The 25,951-nt window shown below is 35.9% G+C and carries 24 protein-coding genes and 1 other RNA gene; 13 read left to right on the top strand and 12 right to left on the bottom strand.

The window, feature by feature from the left end; all coding sequences use genetic code 11:
* Positions 1–149: 149 nt before the first annotated feature.
* From MOK21_RS19235 to MOK21_RS23830, 6 genes are all read right to left on the bottom strand, one after another.
* Complete coding sequence (locus MOK21_RS19235) at positions 150–293, bottom strand: hypothetical protein (protein WP_249075570.1); 144 nt, start codon at positions 291–293, stop codon at positions 150–152.
* A 208-nt stretch (positions 294–501) separates the two neighbouring features.
* On the bottom strand, positions 502–2,541 hold the full coding sequence (locus MOK21_RS19240) for a TRAP transporter permease (RefSeq protein ID WP_249075571.1): 2,040 nt from the start codon (positions 2,539–2,541) through the stop codon (positions 502–504).
* Entirely contained in the window at positions 2,538–3,053 is a 516-nt protein-coding gene (locus MOK21_RS19245; RefSeq protein ID WP_249075572.1) for a DUF1850 domain-containing protein, read from the bottom strand. Before MOK21_RS19245 ends, MOK21_RS19240 begins: the two co-directional genes overlap by 4 nt.
* 115 nt (positions 3,054–3,168) lie before the next feature.
* Complete coding sequence (locus MOK21_RS19250) at positions 3,169–4,161, bottom strand: TAXI family TRAP transporter solute-binding subunit (protein ID WP_249075573.1); 993 nt, start codon at positions 4,159–4,161, stop codon at positions 3,169–3,171.
* Positions 4,162–4,614: 453 nt separating this feature from the next.
* Positions 4,615–5,166, bottom strand: a complete 552-nt coding sequence (locus MOK21_RS19255) for a superoxide dismutase family protein (protein WP_249075574.1) — start codon at positions 5,164–5,166, stop codon at positions 4,615–4,617.
* A 320-nt stretch (positions 5,167–5,486) separates the two neighbouring features.
* Entirely contained in the window at positions 5,487–6,269 is a 783-nt protein-coding gene (locus MOK21_RS23830) for a LysM peptidoglycan-binding and 3D domain-containing protein (RefSeq protein ID WP_283164808.1), read from the bottom strand.
* 229 nt (positions 6,270–6,498) lie between these two features.
* Here MOK21_RS23830 and MOK21_RS19270 point away from each other — a divergent pair, with 229 nt between their 5' ends.
* On the top strand, positions 6,499–6,720 hold the full coding sequence (locus MOK21_RS19270; RefSeq protein ID WP_249075575.1) for a polyribonucleotide nucleotidyltransferase: 222 nt from the start codon (positions 6,499–6,501) through the stop codon (positions 6,718–6,720).
* 41 nt (positions 6,721–6,761) lie between these two features.
* Positions 6,762–7,880 (top strand): response regulator, encoded by a 1,119-nt coding sequence (locus tag MOK21_RS19275; protein WP_249075576.1) that lies wholly within the window; start codon positions 6,762–6,764, stop codon positions 7,878–7,880.
* Positions 7,881–8,126: 246 nt separating this feature from the next.
* On the opposite strand, the gene MOK21_RS19280 is transcribed toward MOK21_RS19275, so the two are convergent.
* Entirely contained in the window at positions 8,127–9,161 is a 1,035-nt protein-coding gene (locus MOK21_RS19280; protein WP_249075577.1) for a GGDEF domain-containing protein, read from the bottom strand.
* Between the two features lie 548 nt (positions 9,162–9,709).
* Here MOK21_RS19280 and MOK21_RS19285 point away from each other — a divergent pair.
* The 5 genes from MOK21_RS19285 to MOK21_RS19305 all read left to right on the top strand — a co-directional run bounded on the left by MOK21_RS19285 (position 9,710) and on the right by MOK21_RS19305 (position 17,389).
* On the top strand, positions 9,710–12,751 hold the full coding sequence (locus MOK21_RS19285) for a hybrid sensor histidine kinase/response regulator (RefSeq protein WP_249075578.1): 3,042 nt from the start codon (positions 9,710–9,712) through the stop codon (positions 12,749–12,751).
* Positions 12,752–13,013: 262 nt separating this feature from the next.
* On the top strand, positions 13,014–13,703 hold the full coding sequence (locus MOK21_RS19290; protein ID WP_249075579.1) for a response regulator transcription factor: 690 nt from the start codon (positions 13,014–13,016) through the stop codon (positions 13,701–13,703).
* Complete coding sequence (locus MOK21_RS19295; RefSeq protein ID WP_249075580.1) at positions 13,700–14,677, top strand: sensor histidine kinase; 978 nt, start codon at positions 13,700–13,702, stop codon at positions 14,675–14,677. Before MOK21_RS19290 ends, MOK21_RS19295 begins: the two co-directional genes overlap by 4 nt.
* Before the next feature lie 116 nt (positions 14,678–14,793).
* Positions 14,794–15,555 (top strand): ABC transporter ATP-binding protein, encoded by a 762-nt coding sequence (locus MOK21_RS19300; RefSeq protein ID WP_249075581.1) that lies wholly within the window; start codon positions 14,794–14,796, stop codon positions 15,553–15,555.
* Positions 15,545–17,389 (top strand): FtsX-like permease family protein, encoded by a 1,845-nt coding sequence (locus MOK21_RS19305; protein ID WP_249075582.1) that lies wholly within the window; start codon positions 15,545–15,547, stop codon positions 17,387–17,389. The genes MOK21_RS19300 and MOK21_RS19305 overlap by 11 nt, the downstream gene beginning before the upstream one ends.
* Positions 17,390–18,015: 626 nt before the next feature.
* Here MOK21_RS19305 and MOK21_RS19310 read toward each other — a convergent pair.
* Positions 18,016–18,456, bottom strand: a complete 441-nt coding sequence (locus MOK21_RS19310) for a hypothetical protein (protein WP_249075583.1) — start codon at positions 18,454–18,456, stop codon at positions 18,016–18,018.
* 174 nt (positions 18,457–18,630) lie between these two features.
* On the opposite strand from MOK21_RS19310, the gene MOK21_RS19315 reads away from it, so the two are divergent.
* Both MOK21_RS19315 and MOK21_RS19320 read left to right on the top strand, forming a co-directional pair.
* Positions 18,631–19,269: a YfbR-like 5'-deoxynucleotidase gene (locus MOK21_RS19315; RefSeq protein ID WP_249075584.1), complete on the top strand. Its 639-nt coding sequence runs from the start codon at positions 18,631–18,633 to the stop codon at positions 19,267–19,269.
* Between the two features lie 104 nt (positions 19,270–19,373).
* A complete protein-coding gene (locus tag MOK21_RS19320; RefSeq protein WP_249075585.1) occupies positions 19,374–19,886 on the top strand; it encodes a zf-HC2 domain-containing protein in 513 nt (170 codons plus the stop codon).
* Positions 19,887–20,325: 439 nt separating this feature from the next.
* Here the strand turns inward: MOK21_RS19320 and MOK21_RS19325 are convergent, their stop codons facing one another.
* Entirely contained in the window at positions 20,326–20,664 is a 339-nt protein-coding gene (locus MOK21_RS19325; RefSeq protein WP_249075586.1) for a zinc ribbon domain-containing protein YjdM, read from the bottom strand.
* A gap of 248 nt (positions 20,665–20,912) precedes the next feature.
* Here MOK21_RS19325 and ssrS point away from each other — a divergent pair.
* The 3 genes from ssrS (at position 20,913) to MOK21_RS19340 (ending at position 22,304) form a co-directional block, all read left to right on the top strand.
* Positions 20,913–21,105: non-coding RNA, 6S RNA (gene ssrS / locus MOK21_RS19330), on the top strand.
* Positions 21,106–21,541: 436 nt separating this feature from the next.
* Complete coding sequence (locus tag MOK21_RS19335; RefSeq protein WP_249075587.1) at positions 21,542–21,763, top strand: TM2 domain-containing protein; 222 nt, start codon at positions 21,542–21,544, stop codon at positions 21,761–21,763.
* Positions 21,764–22,073: 310 nt separating this feature from the next.
* Complete coding sequence (locus MOK21_RS19340) at positions 22,074–22,304, top strand: DUF3923 family protein (protein WP_249075656.1); 231 nt, start codon at positions 22,074–22,076, stop codon at positions 22,302–22,304.
* A 171-nt stretch (positions 22,305–22,475) separates the two neighbouring features.
* Here MOK21_RS19340 and MOK21_RS19345 read toward each other — a convergent pair whose 3' ends face one another.
* Positions 22,476–23,657 (bottom strand): NupC/NupG family nucleoside CNT transporter, encoded by a 1,182-nt coding sequence (locus tag MOK21_RS19345; RefSeq protein WP_283164809.1) that lies wholly within the window; start codon positions 23,655–23,657, stop codon positions 22,476–22,478.
* Between the two features lie 399 nt (positions 23,658–24,056).
* Positions 24,057–24,629, bottom strand: a complete 573-nt coding sequence (locus tag MOK21_RS19350; RefSeq protein ID WP_249075589.1) for a tetratricopeptide repeat protein — start codon at positions 24,627–24,629, stop codon at positions 24,057–24,059.
* 202 nt (positions 24,630–24,831) lie between these two features.
* Between MOK21_RS19350 and MOK21_RS19355 the strand changes: the two genes are divergently transcribed.
* On the top strand, positions 24,832–25,287 hold the full coding sequence (locus tag MOK21_RS19355; RefSeq protein WP_249075590.1) for a hypothetical protein: 456 nt from the start codon (positions 24,832–24,834) through the stop codon (positions 25,285–25,287).
* A 183-nt stretch (positions 25,288–25,470) separates the two neighbouring features.
* Here MOK21_RS19355 and MOK21_RS19360 read toward each other — a convergent pair whose 3' ends face one another.
* Complete coding sequence (locus tag MOK21_RS19360) at positions 25,471–25,884, bottom strand: VOC family protein (RefSeq protein WP_249075591.1); 414 nt, start codon at positions 25,882–25,884, stop codon at positions 25,471–25,473.
* Positions 25,885–25,951 lie beyond the last annotated feature (67 nt).

The following is a 25,951-nucleotide window of genomic DNA, read 5'->3' on the forward strand; positions in this document are numbered from 1 at the left end:
ATATAAAAAATAAGAGTGCAGCAAGCAAATATCGGAACGGAAATCAACCACACGCTATGTTGATAATCCAAAAATGAATTGTATATGCAAAAAACAAAGAACTGCGTTAAAAGTTATTTCCACTTTTAGCACAGTCCTTCAAATATTTATTATAAACTTGTAAAAAAACCTTCTGGATATTCTTCATAATGCACCATCGTTATTTGCTCCTCATTATTTTCCCCTTCTATAGTAAGCTCCATTTCCTGATCCATTAGATACGTTTCAAATTTTGAGTTCAACAACTTTTTCATTTAATCACCTCTCTATTCAATTTGATAGAATTTTCTGATAATTGTATTATACAATGCCTTTTGGAAAAAAAGCAATAAACGATGCTCATTATGCATAAAACATATAAAAACAATCTACATTTTAGATCAATTTCGACTTAACAAAAAAGAGATGTATCAAATTATGATACATCTCCTTTCAAGGAAAGACTTATAAACGTAAGCCCCTCTAAGCTACAGCACTAGTTTTACCTTTTTGATCATCATCACCGTTCCCTTTATGCTGTGTTACATATTGAATAACAAACATAACCACAAAGATTGCTAAACCAGTCCAATCCGAGAGTTTCTCTGGATAGATGAGAAGTAAACCAGCTGCAAGCGCAATAATGCGTTCAAACCAAAGCAACTTACGATACCAGTAACCTATTACTCCCGCACCTATCGCTACCATTCCTGTAATGGCCGTGAATACTACCCATATAATTTCAGGTATAGTTGTATCAATCATTAGCAATGCAGGTGAAAATACAATCATATACGGAATAATAAACGCTGCAATAGCAAGCTTCGCTGAGTTTACACCAGTTTTAATCGGATCTCCCCCAGAAATTCCAGAAGCCGCAAAAGCAGCTAGTGCAACAGGTGGTGTTATATCAGCAATAATACCAAAGTAGAATACAAAGAAGTGTGCCGATAATAAAACGACTACCGGTACTAATTCCTGTGGTGTATTCGGTGACAATAATGCCACGATCGCAGGAGCAGCAATTGTTGACGTAATGACATAATTTGCTGTTGTCGGAGCTCCCATCCCAAGAATTAGGGATGCAATCATAACAAAAATTAACGTTAAAATAATACTACCGCCAGCTAATTGTACTAAACTATTAGCTAAACTTAGGCCTAGACCCGTTTTCACAACAACACCTACGATAATACCTGCACAAGCTGTTGCTGCTACAACACCAAGTGCTGTACGAGCCCCATCAACTAATGCATCAATAATATCCTTAGGTTTTAAACGTGTTTCTTTATTAAACATAGCAACACCAATAGAAATAAGAATACCGTAAAGCGCTGCACGCATTACAGGTGTACCTGTTAACATTAAAACGATGATAGAGATTATCGGTAATAGAAGGTAAATTTTCTTGAATACCTCTCGACGATTTGGCATTTGATCATCACGCAAGCCTTTTAAACCCACACGTTTCGCTTCAAAGTGAGTCATAATCCAAATACCTGTAAAATAAAGCAATGCAGGTATCGCCGCCGCCTTCGCAATATCCCAATATGATATTCCGCGACCGATAAATTCAACCATTAAAAACGCTGCCGCACCCATAATTGGAGGCATTAACTGCCCACCTGTAGACGCCGCTGCCTCTACTGCACCCGCGAACTCTTTACGGTACCCAAGCTTTTTCATCATTGGAATCGTATAGGATCCAGATGTTACAACATTCGCTACAGAGCTTCCCGAAATCGTACCTTGGAGTGCACTTGAAAATACCGCTACTTTTGCAGGACCACCAATTAATTTACCTGCAAGAGATACCGCTAAATCATTAAAGTATTGACCCACACCTGTTTTGACAAGGAATGCCCCAAAGAGCAAAAATACAAAAATAAATGTGGCTGAAACACTAATCGGTGTTCCAAAAATTCCATCAGTTGTAAAGTACATGAGATTAACAATACTCTCTATATCTTGCCCTCTGTGTGCCATAAAATCCGGGAAGTACGGTCCAAAATAGGCATATATTAAGAAACATACAGCAATGATGGTAATCGGTAGACCTACTGCACGGCGAGCTGCCTCAAGCACTAATACGACAGCTATGAGACCTACAATAAAATCAGTTTGCGTAATGGTACCATTACTATTGACAAGCTCTGTATAATTTATCGTCCAATACGAACCTACTACAATGGATAATACAGCTAAAATATAATCGAACCAAGCTATTTTGTTTTTCGCTGCTTTTTTTCGAGCAGGGAATAACAAGAAAATTAGGGTCAAACCAAAGCCTAAATGTACCGTACGCTGAATTTGCGCTGGGAATTGGCCTTTAATTGCTGTGTAAAGCTGAAACAATGAAAATGCTAGTAATCCAAAGAAAATGACATGTTTCATAATGCCTGATACAGTCCGGACATTGGATTCAATATCATATTTCTCAAGTATTGCTTGTTGCTCTTCAGCCGATATTTGTTCGAATTCTTCTTTTTTTACATCGTCGTTTGATTTATGCTGAGTTGTCATTTCATCCTTACTCCTTTCCATTGTTCATAAAGCGATAAACGCTTCACCTCAAATAAATAGGATTTTCCCCTTTGTAAGTCTTTTTTTAAATCGTATTCATAATTCTCGTAATCTAATACCAGATCTAAATCCAAATCGCCTATATAAATCGTAAAATTTCCAATGATTTCATTGTCAAATTGCAAAAAATATTTACCGTTTCGTTCTGTTAATGTTTGATTTTTCTCTGCATAGCTTGGCATACCGATTGCTAAACTTTCATACTCCATCCCTAACATTTGAATACTTGTTCCGTCTACGCATTTATAATGTTCGAGTACATCCGTTTTATGGATGGAGTGAGTGTATCTAATTTCAAATGTATCCTCAGTTGTAAGTGGTATATAATGCACTGCCGGGTCATTTATACGTGTTTCCGTAAATGCGAATACCTTTTGAAGAGGAAGAAAAATGACTACACTAATGCAAATACATAAAAAAGCTAAAACAATTATTAACGTTCTCTTTCGCACTACATCTGTTCCCCCACTTAAAAAGCTATTCGTACGGAAGAAAAGAGACTCGAAGCTTTACGCAATCCGAGCCTCTTCGTATTAGAAAACCCACATTCAAACTCCGAACGTTCTGTTATTTCTTTTCATCAAAGTATTTTTGAGCACCAGGGTGAACATCAATACTAATACCATCTAAACCTGTCTCCGCTTTGATAAATTTCCCTTTATCGTGGGAAATTTTACCTGTATTATCATAAATAGCTTTCGTCATAGAATAAACAACATCTTCCGGAAGATCTTTTTTCACCGCTAACATTGCAAGTACTGAAACTGTCTCAGTATCTTTTGCGAGACCATACGTACCAGCTTTCACTGTATCTTTTGTATAGTAAGAGTATTTAGCAATTAACTCATCCGCTTTACCCGCATCCATACCGATGATATTTACTTTAGTTGTTGCATTTAATGCCTCAACAGCTGCTGTTGGCGTACCCGCAGTAATAAACGCTGCGTCGATTTGGCCAGATTGAAGACCGTCAGTAGACTCACCAAAGTCAAGGTTTTGTGCTTTGATATCATCCATTTTCAAACCATGAATTTCAAGTAATTGTTCAGCGTTTGCGTAAGTTCCAGAGCCTGGAGCACCTACAGAAACCTTTTTCCCTTTTAAATCTGCGTATGTTTTAATGCCCGATGCTTCCGTTGTTACTAATTGTACTGTTTCTGGATAAAGTGCACCTAAAGCAGCAATTGAATCGATTTTTTTACCATCAAACATCATTGTTCCTTCAGTAGCGTAATAAGCAATATCTGATTGAACAAAGGCAATTTCACCTTTACCCTCTTGCAAAGCTGTCATGTTGGCAGCAGATGCTTGAGATACTTCAGCAGTTGTTTTAATGTCCGTCTCTTTAGAAATTAAATCAGCAAATGTCCCACCTAATGCATAGTAAGTACCCTGTGTTCCACCTGTTAATAAGTTCAAAAATTTCGGTTTAGCAGATGCTGTCGAACTACCCTTATCCGAGTCCTTTGAACTTGTTCCGCTATCAGACCCACATGCAGCTAAAATCAATAGTGCAAAGGCACTTACTAGCATTAATAGCCTGAATTGTTTTTTCTTCATAGTAACCTTCCCCCCTTGGTTATAAATAATAATCTATTTAAAATTATCAAATATAGTATAATAATGTCAATCTATTTATTGTAAATTCAGTCTTTTATAATTATACTATACCCCTTAAAAACCCTACATTTTTGAATTTCATCATTAACTTCTTCGCACTAAGATTATCTACATTAATACACTAAATTCTTTTTCCAAGAAAACATTTTTTATGGCTATATGTATAAAAAATGCATATCAATCATTGAAATAACCTTTTCCTTCTTCTCTAAAGTGAGGGGTTATTTGTTAAGAGGAATGTTATGTAGATCCATTGATTCACGTGAGGCTAGGCGACTCCTCTGCTAAAATTGGATTTCGGAACATTAATCATTTGTTGTCGATTTTTACCCTTAAAACAAAAATACTGTATCTAAAGTGATTTACTTTGGATACAGTGATTTATTTATTGATTTATTGAATAATGCCACAAGCAATTCTTGCACCAGAATTACCGGAAGGATCTGTTTTATAATCGTCCTCTGATTCATGGATGATTAATGTAGTGCCACCATCACGTAACAATGAGTTAGCAGCATCTTTTTCTAAAGTTAACCCTTCAGCTAAGAAATTCAGATCTACCTTTCCATCTTCTCCAACTTCTAAATTCGGAAGATCCCCTAAATGATATCCCTTAGGATTTAACTTCCCATGCTCTTTATGTGTTGGGTTAAAATGCGGACCTGCCGATTCGAATGTTGGTGGCTCACACTTCCCAACAGAGTGAAAATGAATGCCATGTGTTCCAGCTGGCAATCCAGATAGTGCGAGTGTAACCTTAACCCCATTATCCTCTTCCTCAAGATATGCATTGCCATAGCTTTCATTATTTTTACCAATTACTTTAGCGGTTGCAGTTGGTCCTGAACTTGCGTTAACTGCCACTTTTTGCTCCTTCTTCTCAAAGAAACCACAACCACCGACAAATACTAATAACGAAATAATAATTAAGCTCATTTTTTTCATAAAAATACCTCCTCTATTTCAGATGGTTGCCAATAATCCTTCCACTTATGCAATTTCACTTAGATTTTGCGAATAATTGGTATAAGAGTAAATACTGTGGACTTAGATTTTAATGGATGTTGATTCTTTAAAAAATAAAAGGAATATCTCCAATTCAAATGAGATATCCCTTACTTAGCTCATCACCAAAAGTTGTCGATGATATATGTTCAAACGTATGCCATGTATATAGATTGATCTTCGTTACGACCTGGCGACTCCTCGCAGATCAGAAGAACGGAAATCAACTATACGCTATGACAGCACCCTCTTTTCTTACACTAATTCAAAATTTTTACTGTGACATTTTTGACGCCCCACTGACGAGCTTGTCCCTCGGTAGGAATAAATACATCAATTTTATTACCTTTTATCGCTCCGCCAGTATCTGCTGCGATTGCTTCACCATAACCTTCAACCCAAACCTTTGTACCAAGAGGAATTACACGTGGGTCTACAGCAATTACCTTTAAGTTTGGATTTGATCTTATATCTGTTCCATTTGCCGTAATCCCTGAACATCCTTCACAATACGCTGTATAGGCTGTTGCCCGCATTGTTAACGTTTTGCCCGTATTCGCTGGAGCACTTACAGAGTTTGTGCTTGATGTTGTTACTTTCTTCTTACTTATTGTTGTTGCTACTTTTTTCGTTTTGTTTTCAGCAGTTTTAAGTTTTGCCGACGATGCTTTGATAGCTAATGTTTCGCCTACATAAATCAGATCAGATGAAAGGTTGTTCCATTCCTTTAGTTCTTCCACCGACACACTATTTACACGTGCAATTGTAAATAATGTATCCCCAGCCTCAACAAAGTGTTGGTCTTTCATTGGATTATCATTTTTCGTTTCAACTACATTTAAATTTTGCTCTGGATAAAACCATTGCGCATCTGAGTCAATGATTGGCTCATAATCTCCTAAAGTTAAATTGTAAATTTTCGAGATTCCCCACAATGTGTCGTATGGATTAAAAGCGAGTTTTTCCTTTGCAAATGACGGACTGATAAATAGACATACTCCCAAGGTCAATGTTACAGCTAAAGCTAAAGCTTGTTTTTTCATATTTTGAACCTCCATATTTTATTATTTTGCAATCTGCTGCTAGCACACTAGAGTTAGGTACTTTTATGCAAGCTAATGCAATCAATAACTCAGGCTAACGGACCTGATAGTACGAATTATTTCTATAAAAACGGAAAAATATACAACTTCAATGATATTTTTGGTAAATTGGCCATTTTGAAGGAAAACATTAGAACTCTACTTGCCATTTTTATATGTTGGAAAATCGATGTTTTTATACGATAATATGGTAAACGAGGAATGTATGATGGAAATTAATACAATAATGTCTTCTCAGATTATGGAGCTACAACAAACAGTAAAAATGAGTGTTTTGCAAAATGCGCTTACTCTAAATACTGTAGCTGCTGCCGATTTATTAAAAGCTTTGCCACAGCAGCAAGTGACCATATATCCGTACAAAGGGTCAGTCATTGATATTTCCATTTAAAATATTTGAAAGTTGGTGCCCTTTTGATTCGAGTGATAGTAATGGATGATGAGCCATTAGCTCTTGTAAACATGGAGAAAAAGTTAAAGGAATTTAATTCAATTGAGGTCGTTAAATCCTTTACAACTGTAAAGGATTTACTTGCAGAGGGCCCACGCTTGGATTTTCAAGTAGCCTTTTTAGATGTTGAAATGCCTGGCATGAACGGTTTAGAGGTTGCACAGCTATTAAAAGAGTGGAACAAGAATATCTTTATTGTATTTGTCACTGCGTATCGGGACTATGCTGTCCAAGCATTTGAAATTAACTCCATTGATTATTTACTAAAGCCTATTTCAAAGACTCGTCTAGAGACAACTATTAATAGAATCCAGGACCTTCACCTAGAAAATAAATCGATTCCCATACAAATACAAAATAAACCTGTGCTTACAATACAATGCTTTGGCGGATTCGTTGTTTTACATAATAACAAAGCCGTTCATTGGAGAACGCTTAAAACGAAAGAATTATTTGCCTTTCTTTTTTCCAATCTTAATAACCATGTACCACGTGATACAATTATCGATGCTTTATGGGCAGATACAGAAGTCAAAAAGGCAAGAGTACAGTTACATACAACAGTCTCCTATCTAAGAACGACGCTTTCAGCATTGGGCTATTCAGAAGTCATACAGTATGCAAACGGCTGCTATATTTTACAACTAGAGGATTTTCAATGTGATGCCCATGAATTAGAACATATTTTAAATGCTAAATCAGAGACTGGAAAGATTAGTATAGAGAGAGCTGAAGCACTAATACAAAGCTACCAAGGTGACTATATGGCCTCATTAGATTATCCCTGGATGACTAGTAAAGCCAGTTTTATGAACAACAAATTTACGCTTTTGCTTCATGATTTAGTAGAGCATTATACAGCAATACACGATGTAAAAAAACGAGAGCAAATTTTACTTTTAACGATAGAACATAATCCATATTCCGATAAAACCATCCAACAGTTAATGAAGCACTATATTGAAGTGGATAATCGAGCGAGTGCAGTAAAGGTTTACCATAATTTTAAAAACACCTTATTAGCAGATCTCGATATTTTACCAAAGCAAGAAACGACCGAACTATTTAATGCTATATCTGTTGAAAATTTCAACCTTTAAAAGGCATCGAGAAGATAACTCTCGATGCCTTTTATCTTTTATTCATTTTATCAAATATAGAAATCATGGTCTTACCACCATAGCGTGGGGTTGATTTCTGTTCCATCTGGGCGCTTTATAGCTGCCGCTTCGCTTTCGCACAGATAAAATATTTGTTGCTGTCGCTTCGCTTTCGCACAGATAAAATATTTGTTGATACCGCTTTGCTTTCGCTACAAAAAACATTTGTTACTGTTTATGGGCGGATTATATTTCGATATTTATTTCATTATTTTTCAAATGATTTTCAGCGACACAGATACGATTTTTTCCTGACTGCTTCGCCTTATATAACGCCCGATCTGTAATTGTAATTATTTGGTTAGCAGTTTTGATATTTGCTGTAAATGCTGTAATGCCGGCAGACATTGTAACAGGTCTCCCACATGTAGCATCTAACATCGCCTGCTTAACGCGTAAATTCTCCGCTAACGCTAAAGCTGCATCTATTGTCATCGATGGCAATATCATCATGAACTCTTCTCCACCGTACCGAAAGCATAAGCCATGTTGCTCAATGTTCTCTTGCATATGGTTGGCGAAAGCTTTTAAAACTTCATCGCCTACAATATGTCCATAAGTATCATTTATACTTTTGAAGTCATCTAAGTCTATTAAAACGATTACATGTGGCACTTTATTGATGATTAACTCATTTAAAATTTGATCCATCCTTCTACGGTTAGGAATTCCTGTTAAGGCGTCTAAATTCAGCTGATTTGTTAAATTACCTATTTTGCTTTCTGAGCTAGTAGCCATGTTTTGCACTACTTTTTTCAACTTACGTGCTTCGTAATACCAGTCATTAATTTCCTCAAACGTTTGTATTTCTTCTCTCTCCATGCTAGTAGAAAGATTTTTTAAAGGTCGTGCAATTTTGGAAGTAAGCCATACAGCTAATACAAATACTATGACTAATCCTATTAACGAGGGAACAATTATACTTTTTATGAACGCGCTAGATGAAACTACTCTTTCATCAAGTAACTTGTTAACCACTCTTGCCACATCAGGCTCAATCGATTTATCTTGATTTGGTTCTTTTAGTTTTTCTTGTACGAAACCCTCTGTTATTACAGTGATTTCTTTCACATAATTTTCTTGAATAACATTTTTATTTTGCATAAGTATATCATTAAAATTTCGGTAGCTACCCCAAATACTAATACTAGAAGTCGCAAGTACAACAATTACCGTCATACTAACAATAACAAACGATAACTTTAACTTGAATTTACCCACAATAGATCCATTCTCCCATTGATATTTAATTCCTTTATCATACGTTACCCCTCTTAAAGAAAACTTAAAAACTTGAAACTATAGATTTATCATTAATTGATAACAGGGTTTTTTATCGATATTTTACTTCATGCGCTCATTTTCAGCTGGTTTCTACTCCTGTGCGAAGGCATGGCGACAGCAATACAAAGGAGGAAGACGAGCTGTCCTGAGTAGAAATCAGTCCTTTCTGACTAGTCTGAAAGTAGCTTTTTTATAAATTTTTTATTCCAATTTTCTAAATTTCATGGCATGGTAAATATAGGTCTTTTAACTTCTTTCAGCAGGTGTTTTCGTAGCGAAAGCGAAGCGTCAGCTTCAGAAGTTAAAACCTCCAGCGGATATCACGGAATAGAAAAGGAGTTCACAGAGGATGTTAGCCTAAAATCATCGCATCCATGCGATAACGGCTAACTGCCCTGCGTCATGCAGGCCTAAGCACAAAGCCGATTTCAAACGCAATTATGCCGAGGCAGAATTGCTTACAAGAAGAAAATTTGGAGGTTCTTATGTCACTGTTGAAAAAAGCGACTATACGACATTCACTTTTCATTATTTTAATTTTTTTAGTTCTTACTACACTTCGTTTACTATGGCTAGTATACTTTCTCCCTTCCGATGATCAACCAACTATCCAGGAAGGTGTATTTGATATACGGGATCAGCAGCTACCCGATGAAAAAGGTCTTAGCTTAGACGGTGAATGGCTCTACTATCCCGGATTATTAATAGATCCGTTAAACACTGATCATAACAAGTCTCTCCGATCATTTGAACAAGCTACCCGAGTGGTTCCTACACGAGATTCTGAGACAACTGCAGAACGATATGGTTCATACCGTTTAAAAATCTTACTCAATGACAATGCTTCCAAAGATCATCGCTATGCCATTGAGATTCCTTCAGTATCAACCGCTTCAGCATTGTATATTAACGGGAAGTTAGTTGAACAGTCTGGAACAGTAGCTACTGATTCACAAAATCATCAAGGCCAAGCCGCTCCTTATACGTTTTACTTTACAAATGAGCAACCTGAAATTGACTTAATTTTACATGTATCTAATTTTGATACATCAGCAGGCCCTGTCATTGATAAAAGAATTCTATTTGGCTCTGCTGCAGCTATGGCACATCAACAAATGATTAATAATTTATCTCTTGCTACAATTTCAATAGCGCTGATATTGTTCGCACTTTTTAGCACTCTTGTGTTTTTGTTTATACATCCAAAACCAGTTGTTTTACTATTCACAGTAGGGTTTCTATTGCCATTATCAGATGAATTAGTTTCATATGATAGATCTATACTCACTTGGTTACATCTCAATTATGTATGGTCATTTAAGTTATCCACTATTATTTATCTCGGAGCTTCTTTTTTCTTTGTTCAATTTATGCGCGTTTTACTAGTCAAATATCGTCATGCTAAATGCTTTCAGTGGGTCTTTGCATTCTATGCCCTTTCAGCATTTCTCACTGTCGTCTTACCGATTAATTGGTTAAACACAATAAACTCTCTTTACTATATACTTTATGTCATTTCATTTTTATCTGTAGTAGTACTCGCTTTAAGAGAATATCTTGGAAATCAAAAACAGAGTACTGCTTTTATAGCACTGACAGCTCTCGGAACAATAAATGGCATCATGTGGGGATATTTTAAATCCATCTATAATTTTGATATACCAACGTACCCATTTGATTATTTATTTATCATGCTCGGTTTTGCGAGTTATTGGTTTAAACGTTTTTTTGAAAATCAGGGGCAAATTAATCAATTGATTGCTAAATTACAAAAAGACGATGCATTAAAGGATGAATTTTTATCCAGCAGCTCACAAAAGCTATGGGATCCCATGAATAAAATGATTACACTAGGACAGTCCATTTATGATAATCCAAACAATAAGCTCATGGCTGATGATAAACAAAACCTAAAGCATCTAATTGATATCGGGAGGAGCATGTCCTTTACTTTAAATGACATACAAGATTTTACTCGTTTAAAGGAAGGTAAGTTACATCTTCATAAAAAGAACGTTAGCATTCAAAGTGTAGTTTATGGTGTTTTTGACATGTTACGCTTTATAACAAGTGGCAAACAGATACAAATGAACGCAATGATTCCTAGGTCATTTCCTCATGTAGTGGCCGATGAAAATCGATTGATTCAAATTCTTTTTAATCTCCTACACAATGCCATTAAATATACGAGTGCAGGATCAATAATAATTAGCGCCCGTATAGAAAATAATATGGCTGTTATCCATATCCGTGACACTGGGTTAGGAATGGATAATGCTACCCAAAGTCGACTATTTTCACCTTACGAACAAGAAAATGACAACAATAATGGAATCGGTCTCGGGTTATTAATTTCAAAGAAACTCATCGAATTGCATGGTGGCACTTTGCACATACATTCTATACCTGACAAAGGATCGGATGTTTATTTCACATTGCCATTAGCCAAGGCAGATATTAAGGAGGAGCAACCCTTTTTCGAGGAAAAGGACATGGAACTTCCTGTTGAAGAAAATAAGGTACCAGCGATAATGGAAAAGCGATTTAATATTTTGATGGTCGATGATGACCCTGTAAACTTAACAATTATGCGCAGTTTATTTGCAACAACAGAATATGCTGTTACTACTGTTACTAGCAGTGAGAAGGCATTAGAATTGCTACAGCAAGATGAGTGGGATTTAGTCATTATTGATGCGATGCTACCTTATATATCTGGCTATGCATTAACTGAAATTCTTCGAGAACATTACTCGTTGCTTGAATTACCTGTCTTAATATTAACGGCTCGAAATTATCCTGAGGATGTTTATATCGGTTTCGCCCATGGTGCAAATGACTATGTGACAAAGCCCATTAATTCTTTAGAGTTAAAGGTAAGGAGTAGAGCCCTAATCGATTTGAAATATAGCATCAATCAACGACTACATTTGGAAACAGCTTGGCTTCAGGCCCAAATACAGCCTCATTTTTTATTTAATACATTAAATTCAATTGCATCCCTTAGTACGATCGATACAGATCGAATGATTGACTTAATGCATCATTTTGGTGAGTATCTCCATGCAAGCTTCGATGTGCGGAATTTACAGCGAGTTGTGCCACTTAAGGATGAGTTAGAGCTAGTACGATCATATCTCTACATTAACCAGCAGCGTTTTGGGGACTTATTAAACATTGAATGGGATATTGATGACCATATTAATATTGAAATCCCCCCTATCTCCTTACAAACATTAGTCGAAAATGCAATTCGTCATGGTGTATTGAAACAGGAAGAAGGCGGTACAGTTTGTATCCGTATTAAAGATTTTCTGGATTATGTAGCTGTAAGTGTTATAGATGATGGCGTCGGAATTGATCCAAGTATAATAGATGAGCTACAATCCGGCAGCCATTCGTCAAAATCTGGTGTTGGTTTACGTAATACAGATTTACGTCTTAAAAGGATTTACGGACAAAGGTTACAAATTAAAAGCACGATAAATGAAGGTACAAATATCACTTTCCATATCCCTAAAAAATAAATCTAAGAGGTCATCACCTTCCCAATTGGGTTGGTGGTGGCTGTTTTTTATAATTTCAGGGTACAATCACTATATTAAAGTAAATACTTTTAGCTCTTCGCCAAAAGGTGATATTTATTAAAGCACATGCTAGTAGCAACTCCTTGAGGATTAGCGCGTCTCCGCAAGTGAAGTGGCCGAATGGAAATCACACATTATGCTTACGAGCCGTATTTATGGATATTTAAAAATCAGGATACATTAATAAAGAAAGGTCGATACTATGCACAAAATATACATAATAGAGGATGATCCCAATATTTCAAAGATTATTGTAGAGCATTTATCAAAATACCAATTCGAATGCTATACCGTCCAGCAATTTAATCATATAGTAGAAGAATTTCAAGCTATTCAACCACATCTCGTTGTTATGGACATTAACCTACCAACCTATGATGGGTACTTTTGGTCGCGCAAAATCCGTCAGCTATCCAAATGCCCGATTATCATTGTATCTGCGCGAGTGAACGACATCGATCAAGTGTATGGTATTGAAAATGGCGCGGATGATTTTATCACGAAGCCCTTCTCGTTAGATGTGCTGATGGCCAAGGTGAATGGTCTTATTCGTCGTACATACGGGGAGTACGCTTCTTCCGAATCTAATTCAATTTCCATTGCTAATACAACTTTAAATGCGAATACCGTTCGTATTTATACGGAGCAACACGAGAGTTTGTTAACGTTAAAAGAGATGCAGCTTAGCAAATTACTATTTGAAGCTTATCCTAATGTTGTCCCTCGTCAAAAATTGTTAAGTGCTATTTGGGATGATGAAGCCTTTGTTGAAGAAAACACTTTATCTGTTAATATTGGCCGATTACGCAAAAAATTCGAGGCTATCCAATCTAGACTAGAAATTAAAACCATTCGTGGACTTGGTTATCAATTATCGGAGGCTGAAGAATGAAGCTTTTCTTTCGAGATCATCTAAGTGTCATCATTCTTTATTGTGCATCCTTTCTTTTATTACCTTGGATTATTCATTCATTAGATGATCTTTCTTCACATTATCTTTATTTTATCTTTCTCGTTAGCTTTATATTTACTATTTGGCTAATTGGACGTTATTATCGCAGAAAAAAGCTCTATGCTCATTTACAGAACAACACATTAACAAGTAATGATCTCCATCTGCATGAACCACAGTCCGGGATTGAGCAAGCCTATAGCCAAAAATTACGGCAAATGCAATATTTATACTTAACACAGCAGCAATATTTAGAAGAGCAAGAAAAGGAAAAGCAACTTGTGATTTCACATTTTGCTCATCAAATGAAAACGCCATTGTCAGTTATTCAGCTGATTATCCAATCTAATACAACTAGCCAATCAGAGCACTTGCAAACAATTGATCATGAATGCGAAAAGCTGACGTTTACCCTCAATCAGCTACTAACTTATGAACGCACGTCCAACCTAGTAGCTGATTTAAAAATAGAAGCACTCTCCTTAAAAAAACTTATGAAGGAAGTTGTTAATGATTTAAAGGATTATTTCATTGCCAAAGAAGTTTTTCCAAAAGTGACGATAGTTGAAAATATAATTTATTCAGATCGAAAATGGTTAAAGATTGTGCTTTATCAAATTATCAATAACGCTATAAAATACGGTGAGTCTCAAAGTTCTATTCAAATCATTTATGATGGGGCTACTTTAAAAATTATAAACAACGGAGAAACGATTCCTGAGAGTGAAATTTCACGCGTCTTTGATTTATTTTATACAGGCGTGAAAGGTAGAACGAGTGGCGAAGCAACTGGTATAGGTTTGTATTTAGTGAAAAAGATTTTAACTGTATTAGAGCACCCTTTTACTTTACAGTCTAATGAGCGCGTCACTACCTTTTCCATAGACTTTTCAAAGAGCGTGAGAAAATCATGATTATATGCTCGTAATATGACAAACTTGTCATATTGATGTCATACAGCCAAATAGGTAAAATGACGCTCCTTCTTTATACTTAAGCTATTCAATAAAAGTAAGGGAGTTGTTCAAAGATGGAAAATTCAATCCTACAAGTGACCAATCTGCAAAAAGAATATATCGGCGAGATCACCTATAAGGCATTGAATGGCATAGATTTTCAGCTTGGCGAGAATGAATTCGTAGCCGTCATGGGACCTTCTGGAAGTGGGAAAACTACTTTTTTAAATAGCGTATCAACAATTGATCGCCCTACTGCCGGCAAAATTCTTATCAATGGTAGAAATCCTTATGCACTAGATGATGACGAGCTTGCAAAGTTCCGTCGTTCAGAATTAGGCTTTGTCTTTCAAGATTTTAATCTTGTACACACATTAACGGTGAAAGAAAATATTTTATTGCCGTTAACTTTAGATAGTTTACCTGCTGATAAAATGCAACAACGACTTAAACATATATCTCAATTTCTTGGAATTGAAGAACTTCTTTCAAAACGAATTTATGAAATTTCCGGTGGGCAAAAACAACGTGTCGCTATTGCTCGTGCGGTAATTCACGAGCCAAGTTTATTGTTGGCAGATGAGCCTACAGGAAATCTCGATTCTAAGGCAGTAAATGATGTGATGAACTTATTTAGTTCTATTCATTCAGATCTGAAAACTGCAATTTTAATGGTAACACATGACCCTTATGTAGCAAGCTTCGCCAATCGTATTATCTTCATCAAAGATGGTAAATTATATAACGAAATTCATCGTGGTCATAATCGCAAACAATTTTACCAGGAAATCATGGACACACTCGCTTTCTTAGGTGGTGGACATCATGAGCTTTAATCATATTGTCGTTCAAAACATTTTACGTGATAAATGGACTTATGTTTCGTATTTCCTTAGTAGTATGTTCTCTATTATTATTTTCTTTTTATTTACAGTCATCGCCTTTCATCCAAGTCTTAATAGTTTAGATCCAAGCTCAACACTTGGTATTTCATTATTACTAGCAAGCATGCTCGTTTATTTGTTTTCATTTCTTTTCATTGCGTACTCAATAATGGCGTTTTTAAAGAAAAAAACAAAAACATTAGGTATTTTTATGATTACAGGTGCTTCGATGAAACAGATTCGTACGTTAGTCTTTCGTGAAAATATCCTAATCGGTGTAATGGCGATTATTTCAGCAATCATTTTTGGGCTTGTCATTACGCCCCTTTTCTTACTAGGTGCCAAGGTTGTTTTAAAAGCAGAAACTTTCGGAATGTATATGCCGATGAAAGCAATTGCTTTAACGGTTGGTTTATTCCTTCTATTATTCGTTGTGATTTCTAGAATAATGACAAGATTTATTAATAAGGAAGCGTCCATTCAACTATTAAAAAGTGATGCTGTTATTGAAAAATCGATAAAACCACATTATCTTTTATTATTCGTTAGTTTTATTATTTCAACTACTTTAGCCTATTTATTAAAAATTGATCATGAGCTTATAAATAGTTTCGGTATCCTTTACTACCTAGCATTTTTCGCAAGTATTCTTTTTACGGTTTATCTCATCATCTCACAAGGAATGCGCATCCTGCTAAAAGCTTTTGAGAGATCGTCAGCCTATTTGAAACAAACAAATATGCTACTGGCTTCCAACCTAAACGCGAAAATGAAATCGCACGCAAATATGCTCTTTTTAATCACGCTCTTATTAAGCGGTGTATTTTTAAGTACAAGCATTTTATTTAGCTCTTACTACAGTGTTGAAAAGGACAGTGAGGCAAATTATCCATACAGCTTTCAGTATATTGCTCCTCCTAAGGCTGACCCAAGTAAGGTAGAAGCTGATATTGAAAATCTTGACAAACAATTATCTACAGTGGACGCACAAAAGTATTTTATTGGCTTTAAATCGAATGAAGAACGCCGTTTTGGCTATATGTCAATGTCCGATTATAACTTGTTACACAATGAAAAGGTTAGCTTAGGTGCAAACGAGTTTATAGCGGTTGCTGGTGATCGCAAAATGTTACCAACTACTAATGTAAGTGATGATAAATACCTGAAGGACTTTAAGCTTGTATCTGTAAATGACAAAAATCTATTAACAACAGGTTTCCAACAAACATATTTCATTGTACCTGATGATGTTTATAACAAAATCGAATACCCTGTCTACAAAGCCTACTTATTTGAGCTAGATAATTGGACAGCACATACAGAGCTGGCGAAAAAAATAATGGATGATTTCCCCAATGTATATGAGAAGCGTTATGTAACTTCAAAAATCGATTTGTATAACACTGAGATGTTTGTAAAAAGTGTATTGTTCTTTATCGGTTCTATGTTGAGCTTAATTTTCTTAAGTGCGGCGATGAGTTTACTTTACTTCTATTTACAAACGACACTCCTTCAGGAAAAAGAAAAGTATTTAGGTATACGGAAACTCGGGCTATCTAAAAAAGAGTTATATACGGTTGTCTCTAAGGAGTTAGCAATCCTTATATTTGTACCATTCGCGATAGCAATTACGATGCTATTCGCTACATTATTTGCTATGCGAACAATGGTTTCCGCAGCATTTTTACAAGTCTCTATGATGAGCTCTTTATGCTTCTTCGCCTTGTTCCTCGTTAGTTACTTATTTATTCGCAAAAGCTATTTCAAACGATTGCTAAGTAATTGATGAAAAAAATCGCACTCCTCTCAGGGTGCGATTTTTGCATATTGTTGAAAAACTATTGTGCAAAACGAGGGATTGATTTCCGTTCCGACTGAGCGCTTTGTTGTTGCTGTCGCTTCGCTTTCGCACAGATAAAACATTTGCTGCCGCTTCGCTTTCGCACAGAGCAAAGCTTCCTGGGGGCGTCCGATGAGCCGCTTGGGCCAACAGATGTTTTTTGCGCGAAAGCGAAGCGGCAGCAGCACCGATGTTGGTCACGAAGGGGTTATCACAGGATGTGATGCTCCTAGCCTTCGTTCCCCTACTTGCTTGCTCCAGGGTCTCGGGCCAACAGATGTCTTTTGCGCGAAAGCGTAGTGCTAACGAAGCGTCAGCAGCACGATGTTGGTCACGGAGGCGTTATCACAGGATGTGATGATTTTAGCCTCCGTTCCTCTATTGCTGATCCCCAAGGAGTCGCTCAGTCTCCACTCCAATCAACCACTTCACATAGCGTGTATCTTTTGGTTTATCACTCTAATTTATAGGAAAAAAACGAAACTTCAGCCAATTGATCTTTTTTGTGCTAAAGCGCAGTGCAACGTAGCGGCAGCAACATTCAAAAAACTTAGGGTTCGATTTTTTGTCCTTTACCAAAGCACAGGTTTTGCTACCATTAGCCATAACATGATTAACAATAACCAAATGTACATCCATACTTTGCGATGTAACAAGGACACAAACCTTTGTTGGTCATAGGCAGGTGTATTAAATGTCTGTAGCGTCGGTTTGAACGCTCTTGCTAAAAAAACAATGGAGGCAAACATCACGAGAAACGTAAGAACAACCCACGAAGTACTCCAATGATAGCCCACATGCCACATTAATAAAATACCAGATGCAACAAGAACATGCCCCGAATGCTTGACGATCGTAATTGCTCCTTTAAAAGACTCAATATATGGTGGCATTTCAACATGAGATGCTGTACGCATTTTCTTAACAATTGTTAAAACAACGAACAAAGGCCCAATCGAAAGAATAGCACTTAAAATATGTATGTAAAGAAGAAGTGTATAAATTGAAATCATGATGCTTACTCCTCCCTTTTAATCAATCCCCCTCATTATAGCATTCAATACAAGTGTGCTTTATCGTCAATTGTGAATCCTTTGTAAACGTAAAATGAATCATTGTTAAGTTGTTTGAAATTTGCACAAAGAGGGAAAGGATTATAGTAACATGCACTTATAGTACAAAAAGGAGTGATTTTTATAGGTATTCATCAATTTTTTACAAGTCTTAATGACTTAGAGCGTATTATTCGTTGCCCTGGACGCTTCAAATTTGAAGAGCACAATGTGGCTGCTCATTCTTGGAAGGTATCACAGTATGCGATGTTCTTTGCCACACTTGAGGAAATGAACGGAGCTACAATTAATTGGAAATCATTGTATGAAAAAACCATCAACCACGACTTTGCTGAAGTGTTTATCGGCGATATTAAAACTCCGGTAAAGCACGCGAGCCCAGAACTTAAACAAATGCTTGCACACGTAGAAGAGAAAATGATGGAGAAATTTATTATAGATGAGATCCCACAGGAATTTCAGGCAGTCTTCTTTGAGCGTATGAAAGAAGGTAAGGATAAAACTATCGAAGGTCGCCTACTTGAGTTTGCTGATAAACTTGACCAATTCTACGAAGCCTTTGCTGAGTTAAAACGCGGAAACACCGATAAAGAATTTGTGCATATGTATCAATCAGCTCTTTCTAAGCTTTTAGTCATTCCTCTCGAAGCTTCGGTTCACTATTTCCGTACGGAGATTCTCAAGGATGCTGTGAAGGAAAAAACACACATCGATATTCAAGCTTTGACAAACGAAGTATTAACATCAAATTAAATAGGTGCATGTACAAGTTTTCCGAACGAATTAGCATACGGAAGGCTTTTTTTATTTTCCCCAAAAAGTCGTATAATGGAAGAAGACCGATTGGAGGGAAACTTTTGTCACAAGATTGTTCAATTGTAGAGGATTTATTACCTTTGTATAAAAAACAAGCGCTCCAAGAAACTACTATAGAATTTATCGAACAACATTTAGCTAATTGTGAGCATTGTCGACAGCTCGCTACTTCAAAGCAATCACTAGGCTATCATTTACTAATGAAAAGAACAGTAACAATTCTCCACCTTGTTTTTATCGTACTATCCTTTATGTTTGCCATTAACTCATCCTTGCTTGGTAATCAAACAGGCTTTGCAGTATCTTACGCGATTTTCGGCTGTCTTACTTATTTCTTTTATAAAAATATTTGGATTGTTTTTGCCATCAGCTTTATACCTGTTTTCGTATGGGCTATTATTAATAATATCAATAACTCGCTCTATGTCACCCACTACTCCTTAACGGAAATTGGTACACTGTTAATTGGCGCTAGCTACATAGCACTTTTACATACTATTTTTGCCCTATTCGGAGCTATTTTTGCGATTCTATTACGTAGGTTTACAACATAATGTTTCATCTTGCAGAAAGAAGTTGTTGAATGATTATTCAATAATTTCTTTCTGCAAAACGAGGGGTTGATTTCCGTTCCGGCTGAGCGCTTTCCTAAGGGCGTCCGATGAGCCGCTTCACTCGCGTTGCTCGCTGCAGGGTCTCGGGCCAACAGGATGTTGGTCACGAAGGCGTTATCACAGGATGTGATGTTCTTAGCCTTCGTTCCCCTATCGCTAATCCCCAAGGAGTCGCCCAGCCTCCACTCCAATCAACCACTACACATAAGGATATATCCGAGGCATTAACATCCTTTATTCATCCCTTTCAAAATCCGTGACATCCGCCGGACGCTTTATTTATTCAGTAGGTTGTTTAGACACCTACTGAATATAAATAAAAAAGAGTCGGTTTAGAATAGCCTTGTGGCGCTTCCTTTCACGACTCTTTTTACAGTAATTATGCTTTTTTAACGAACTCTGACTTTAATTTCATTGCACCAAAGCCATCGATTTTACAATCAATATTGTGATCGCCTTCAACGAGACGAATGCTTTTCACCTTTGTCCCAATTTTTAATGTTGAAGAACTACCTTTAACCTTTAAATCCTTAATAATTGTAACGGAATCGCCGTCCGCAAGTAAATTGCCATGGGCATCTTTTACTATTAGCGTATCTGCCTCCTGCTCCGTTACATCTGTGCTCCACTCATGTGCACATTCTGGGCATACAAAGTTCGTTCCATCCTCATATGTGTATTCAGAATTACATTTTGGACAATTTGGATAAGCTGCCATTTCTGCTTCCTCCCTTTCCTTATTTACTAGGTAAACCCTATATATGCTCCTTTATCTTACATACTCCACCTTACTAAGTAAAGATTGTTCGTATTTTTCGTTCGCATTTGTGAATAATGTATGAATCTGTTTCAAGCTTTTGAAAATATTTCATTCTGAGATATGTACCATTTGGAACTCTTGCCCATTGACTTTTTTGTACAAACAAACTTACTTGCAAGTTTGTTTAACATGCCTTATTATATCCTTAAAGGCTGCATTGTTCGTATAATATTAAGTTTTAACCTTTAAGCTGTAAAAGGGAGTTTTATTATTGGAGTTGGAATGACGGGCCTCACACTAAGGTGCATGAGGATAAGCAGGAAAGCTTCTGCGAACACCCACTTTGAGGAGTGGTGGTTTAAAACTTTCTATAATAACTACGGCATACGCGGCTTTTTAATTTAATCATACAGCCACAAGGCTTTGAGCGAATCACTCTCCATTATTGGAGGGTGATTTTTTATGCAAAAATTTAAAATAACACGATAAATGCACCCTCTCCCTTTATTTGTTTACAATATACTTATTTTACCTTTCACCTTTATTTATCATTATTCCCTAGACAACATTACTTATCATTCTCCGTTCGTCATTTTAAAGATTGTGACTTTAGGGAGATTGGATATCTGGGTATTAATCGATTTGTTTATGATTGTTATCGGCAAATTCAAAGATAAAGTAGGTTATAAACTTTACCTATTAAACAGCAACGAATAACGCCCTGGTTAACTATGGTTGGCACTTTTTTCAGGTAGAGAAATACATAAAAGAATGGTAGAATTCTGAATGGTAATGTAGTAAATAATTACTACAAAAAGAAAGGTGATTAATAAAAATGCAACAACGAACTTCAGAAAAAAGCTATATAGCAATGATTTTACTATGTTTCTTTTTAGGCAGCCTAGGAATACACCGCTTCTACGCAGGTAAAATTGGTACTGGTATTTTAATGATTATAACTTTGGGTGGACTAGGTATCTGGACATTGATCGATTTTATTATGATTATTATCGGTAAATTCAAAGATAAAGAAGGAATGGAAATAAAACCTTCTTAACAATAAAGAATAAGGCGTTGGTTAACTGCGGTTAGCTGGCGCCTTTTTTTATGGAGAAATGAATCTAGTGTACTTCTTTCCTTTTGTGAATTATTGGGAAATCAGTCTTAAGGCTGAGAGATAGTACCGCCTTAAGTTTGTTTTCATTAAAAAAGGAAAAGTGTTACAATTACACCATAAAACATTAAGTAGAACTTTAAAGTTTATCACCGAAAGCCCGGGATAACATTTATTAAACATCGCATTAGAATGCTCATTTATCTTAGCTCTTGGGCGAATCTAGAAAAGAAAGGAGATATTTATATTGAGTATGAAAATATGGTGGGCCTTAAACACTGTATGGCTATTTATTTTTGCTGCTGGGGCGATATTTATAGGCGTAAGAGAAGTTGATTATGCAGGGGTAGTTCAAACTCCTGAAGTTAAAATGATATCATTCATTATTTTGGGAATTGTATTTTTATTTGTTGTATTATTTCAACTACTGTTACTCATCTTTATTCATTTTGCCAGAAAAGGTACAAGTAAAAGTCTATCCTGACCGATCCCCTTCTACTCTCCCTAAACTGTACCGTTAGACATTCCTGAAATGCAAAAAAATTGAACTGCACACTTTAATCATAAAAAAACTGCACCCCCATAGACACGTCTATTGGGATGCAGTCAACTGCTTATTTTAAATCATTATGCCTCAGCATAATGGCTTCCAGTGTTAAATAACAAAACCAACAATTGTAGCCGTTAAGATACTAACGAGTGTGGCTCCATACAATAACTTCAAGCCAAAACGAGCAACTACATTCCCTTGTCTTTCGTTCAACCCTTTTACTGCTCCGGCAATAATACCGATAGATGAGAAGTTTGCAAAAGATACAAGGAAGACTGAAATGATAGCCAGTGTATGCGCACTCATAGACTTGGCTACTTCTCCAAGGCTTATCATTGCAACAAATTCATTCGTCACTAATTTTGTTGCCATAATTCCTCCAGCCGTAATAGCATCTGCCCACGGTATACCCATTAGGAAAGCGATCGGTGCAAAGATATAACCTAAAATATCTTGGAAGGATATACCGAAAATCATATCAAATAACGAATTGATTAAATCCATTAATGCTACGAAACCGATAAGCATAGCTCCAACAATGATGGCTACTTTAAATCCATCCATAATATATTCTCCAAGCATTTGGAAGAAAGATTGCTTATGCTCATCTTCAATTTTTAAAATATCTTCGCTTTCTTCTACTGTATACGGATTAATGATCGATACAATAATAAACCCACCAAACAAATTCAGCACAATGGCCGTTACAACATATTTGGGTTCGATCATCGTCATATATGCTCCAACAACTGACATAGAAACTGTCGACATTGCTGATGCACATAATGTATACATTCGCTGTGGACTAATCTTATCTAATTGTTTTTTTACAGTAATAAATACTTCTGATTGACCTACCATCGCAGAAGCAACAGCATTATATGATTCCAATTTCCCCATACCACTTACTTTACTTAAAAGTAAACCTATCCATTTCATGACGAAAGGAAGAATTTTGAAATGCTGTAAGATCCCTATCAATACAGATATAAAAATAATTGGTAATAATACATTTAGGAAGAAGGAATACTCTCCTTTATTCGCTAAACCACCAAAAACAAAAGTTACGCCCGTACTTGCATAAGCCAGTAAATGATCAAATACTTTTGTAAATCCTTTGATTAGAACATAACCAAACTTTGTATTTAGCAGTAATGCTGCAAAGATAAATTGGATGATTAACATAATAATTATGTTTTTATATTTTATTTCTTTTTTGTTTTTACTCATTAACAGAGCTAAACCAAAAACAAGTAACAATCCACAAAAGGATATTAAGTATCTCATATGTTCCTCCATATATATGATAATTTTTTTGGCGTTCGATATCCTAAACTATATACCCGTCTTTCCGTTCATTATGTGCTAGTATTGAAACTTGAATAACAGCCATAGATCTTAAAACCGAAAATATGTAGATAGTCAGACGTCAGACAAATCACTTCACTATACATTGTTTTCACTAGCAATTCAATAGTTAAAAGAAAAAAACTACGCGAAAAGTGTATACGCTTACAAAAATCGTTATAAAAAAAGACCATCATAAATGATGGTCTCAGCTACCTACAAGTTTTTGTAAACTTTATTCAATTTATACTGATTTATAAAGATAAATTGCTGTCCATAAATACTTGACCATCCATTACATACGAAATTGATTATTATAAAAGATTTTAGGCATTAACATTAACATTTCAGTTTCTTTATAAAATTTAATGCTTGTTGGGTAGATTCAATAAGTAATATATCCTCTTTAAGTTCCCTTAACCTCAATGCTTCTTTAAAGCATTTTTCTGCCTCCGCTATTTCTCCTAATTCTAATAAGCACTTTCCTTTATGTTGTATGGCAAAATCCAAATATAACAAATTATTGTTTGCTTTACTTTTATCTAAAACTTCGTTGAAGATTCCTAATGCTTTCATTGGATTACCGTTATATTTAATGGCTTCTCCTAGGCGTATTAATGACATGATTTCTCGATTGCTGTTGTTCTGATTGCTAGCAATAGTAACACATTCAGTTAAAATGTTAACGGCTTTTTGTGGTTCCTCATAAATTCTATATAAATTCCCCAGCGTGCCCTTTAGAAAATATTTCTCATCTTCATTCGTTATATTTGCTAGTAAATTTTCAGCAATGTCTATAATTTCTTTTATTCTTAATGGATTAGAAGTTTTTTCACGAAGATACTCATTGCTATCAAAATAAATTATTTCGCTTAATGTCAAAAGACAGTTTTTAAACTCTGGAAAATTCATTTTTTCGATGCCTCCCATAGATGTTGATTAATACAAAATAAGATAAGGCTAGTTTTGATTTTATGACATACTGGAACAGATGACTAACGTCTGTTATCTATTTATGCAACTCCATTTTAATTAAATTTTTAACCTTCCTTCTTTTTTGTATAATTCACCGCCATTTTGCGCATATATGGTAGTAACAAGGGAGGTTATCACATTGAAGAAGTTATTTTATTTGTTTTTACTAGCCACACTTTTATTATCAGCTTGCGGAAAAAATACCGCTCCAAAGGAAGTTGCAGTCGATAAAAATACTTCCATTGAAGATATAGTAGGCGCTATCGTTAAAAATAAATTCACTGTTGAAGAAAAGAATGGTATCGTAACAATCTCTATACAGGATACTGATGTGAACAAAGGTATGAAAAGTCAAATGTTGAAGGATTCCACTAAAATATTCGCAGAGCTGTCTAAGCTACAAAGTGTGAAAACTCCAGCTATTAAATGGTATGCTCCATTAACGAAACCTAATGGGAATCAATCTATGACTGAGCTTTTAAATATTTACTTTAGTGAGGAAGATTTTAAAAAGACTAATTGGGCAAATTATACCCAACTAAATATTGAATCCATCGCTACTCATTATCATCAAAGTGCTTCTTTAGGACAATAGACCATTCCAACGACAAGATACCCCTCTGCGTATAGTGGAGAGGTATCTTTTTTTATTGCCTCTAACAAAAGTTTTTTTGCCAACCACCTATTTCGTCTTTCGCTACTCAAGATAGCAAACGAATACTATACAGGGTATATAAACCATGAGGCAACAACACTGTAAGGACGTTCACCTATCTATTTAAATCCCCTCTGTGTTCATTAATACGAGACGCCAACCATCTGGATCTTCAATTGTGACACCTTTTTCAGCCCAATATGTATTTTCTGGCTCCACTTCTGGATAGCCCATTCGCAATAAACGTTCAGCAATAAGCTGGATAGTTGAACGCTTTGGAATATAAAGTACGAGCAAATTATCCTTTGTTGGCGCTAGGCAAGGACTTCCGTCAATATGCTCTATAAATTCTAAATGATAGTTAGCATTCGGAAGGCCAATCATGATACCCGTGTAGCCTCGATGTCCTGAAAAAGAGCCTATTTTTTCTAACCCTACACCTTCGCAATAAAATTCTTCAATTTCCTTTAATTTATCTGTCGGCCTTGCTATACGTACCTGTGCCACCTGTAATTCATCAGACCATTGTTGTCTCATAGTTATTTTTCTCCTTTTCTATGATTGTATAATGACACAATAGCTCTAAAAAACAGCCAATAGTCTG

The sequence above is a fragment of the Lysinibacillus sp. BPa_S21 genome (assembly GCF_023337795.1).
In the GTDB taxonomy this organism is placed as follows: Bacteria; Bacillota; Bacilli; order Bacillales_A; family Planococcaceae; genus Lysinibacillus.

Excerpts from the sequence above, each read along its gene's own strand:
- MOK21_RS19305 (WP_249075582.1), top strand. The coding sequence starts at position 15,545 with ATGAGCTTTAATCATATTGTCGTTCAAAACATTTTACGTGATAAATGG.
- MOK21_RS19235 (WP_249075570.1), bottom strand. The coding sequence starts at position 293 with ATGAAAAAGTTGTTGAACTCAAAATTTGAAACGTATCTAATGGATCAG.
- MOK21_RS19285 (WP_249075578.1), top strand. The coding sequence starts at position 9,710 with ATGTCACTGTTGAAAAAAGCGACTATACGACATTCACTTTTCATTATT.
- MOK21_RS19270 (WP_249075575.1), top strand. The coding sequence starts at position 6,499 with ATGTTTTTATACGATAATATGGTAAACGAGGAATGTATGATGGAAATT.
- MOK21_RS23830 (WP_283164808.1), bottom strand. The coding sequence starts at position 6,269 with ATGAAAAAACAAGCTTTAGCTTTAGCTGTAACATTGACCTTGGGAGTA.
- MOK21_RS19350 (WP_249075589.1), bottom strand. The coding sequence starts at position 24,629 with ATGAATTTTCCAGAGTTTAAAAACTGTCTTTTGACATTAAGCGAAATA.
- MOK21_RS19295 (WP_249075580.1), top strand. The coding sequence starts at position 13,700 with ATGAAGCTTTTCTTTCGAGATCATCTAAGTGTCATCATTCTTTATTGT.
- MOK21_RS19255 (WP_249075574.1), bottom strand. The coding sequence starts at position 5,166 with ATGAAAAAAATGAGCTTAATTATTATTTCGTTATTAGTATTTGTCGGT.
- MOK21_RS19325 (WP_249075586.1), bottom strand. The coding sequence starts at position 20,664 with ATGGCAGCTTATCCAAATTGTCCAAAATGTAATTCTGAATACACATAT.
- MOK21_RS19300 (WP_249075581.1), top strand. The coding sequence starts at position 14,794 with ATGGAAAATTCAATCCTACAAGTGACCAATCTGCAAAAAGAATATATC.
- MOK21_RS19275 (WP_249075576.1), top strand. The coding sequence starts at position 6,762 with ATGGATGATGAGCCATTAGCTCTTGTAAACATGGAGAAAAAGTTAAAG.
- MOK21_RS19335 (WP_249075587.1), top strand. The coding sequence starts at position 21,542 with ATGCAACAACGAACTTCAGAAAAAAGCTATATAGCAATGATTTTACTA.
- MOK21_RS19360 (WP_249075591.1), bottom strand. The coding sequence starts at position 25,884 with ATGAGACAACAATGGTCTGATGAATTACAGGTGGCACAGGTACGTATA.
- MOK21_RS19290 (WP_249075579.1), top strand. The coding sequence starts at position 13,014 with ATGCACAAAATATACATAATAGAGGATGATCCCAATATTTCAAAGATT.
- MOK21_RS19240 (WP_249075571.1), bottom strand. The coding sequence starts at position 2,541 with ATGACAACTCAGCATAAATCAAACGACGATGTAAAAAAAGAAGAATTC.
- MOK21_RS19310 (WP_249075583.1), bottom strand. The coding sequence starts at position 18,456 with ATGATTTCAATTTATACACTTCTTCTTTACATACATATTTTAAGTGCT.
- MOK21_RS19345 (WP_283164809.1), bottom strand. The coding sequence starts at position 23,657 with ATGAGATACTTAATATCCTTTTGTGGATTGTTACTTGTTTTTGGTTTA.
- MOK21_RS19250 (WP_249075573.1), bottom strand. The coding sequence starts at position 4,161 with ATGAAGAAAAAACAATTCAGGCTATTAATGCTAGTAAGTGCCTTTGCA.
- MOK21_RS19340 (WP_249075656.1), top strand. The coding sequence starts at position 22,074 with ATGAAAATATGGTGGGCCTTAAACACTGTATGGCTATTTATTTTTGCT.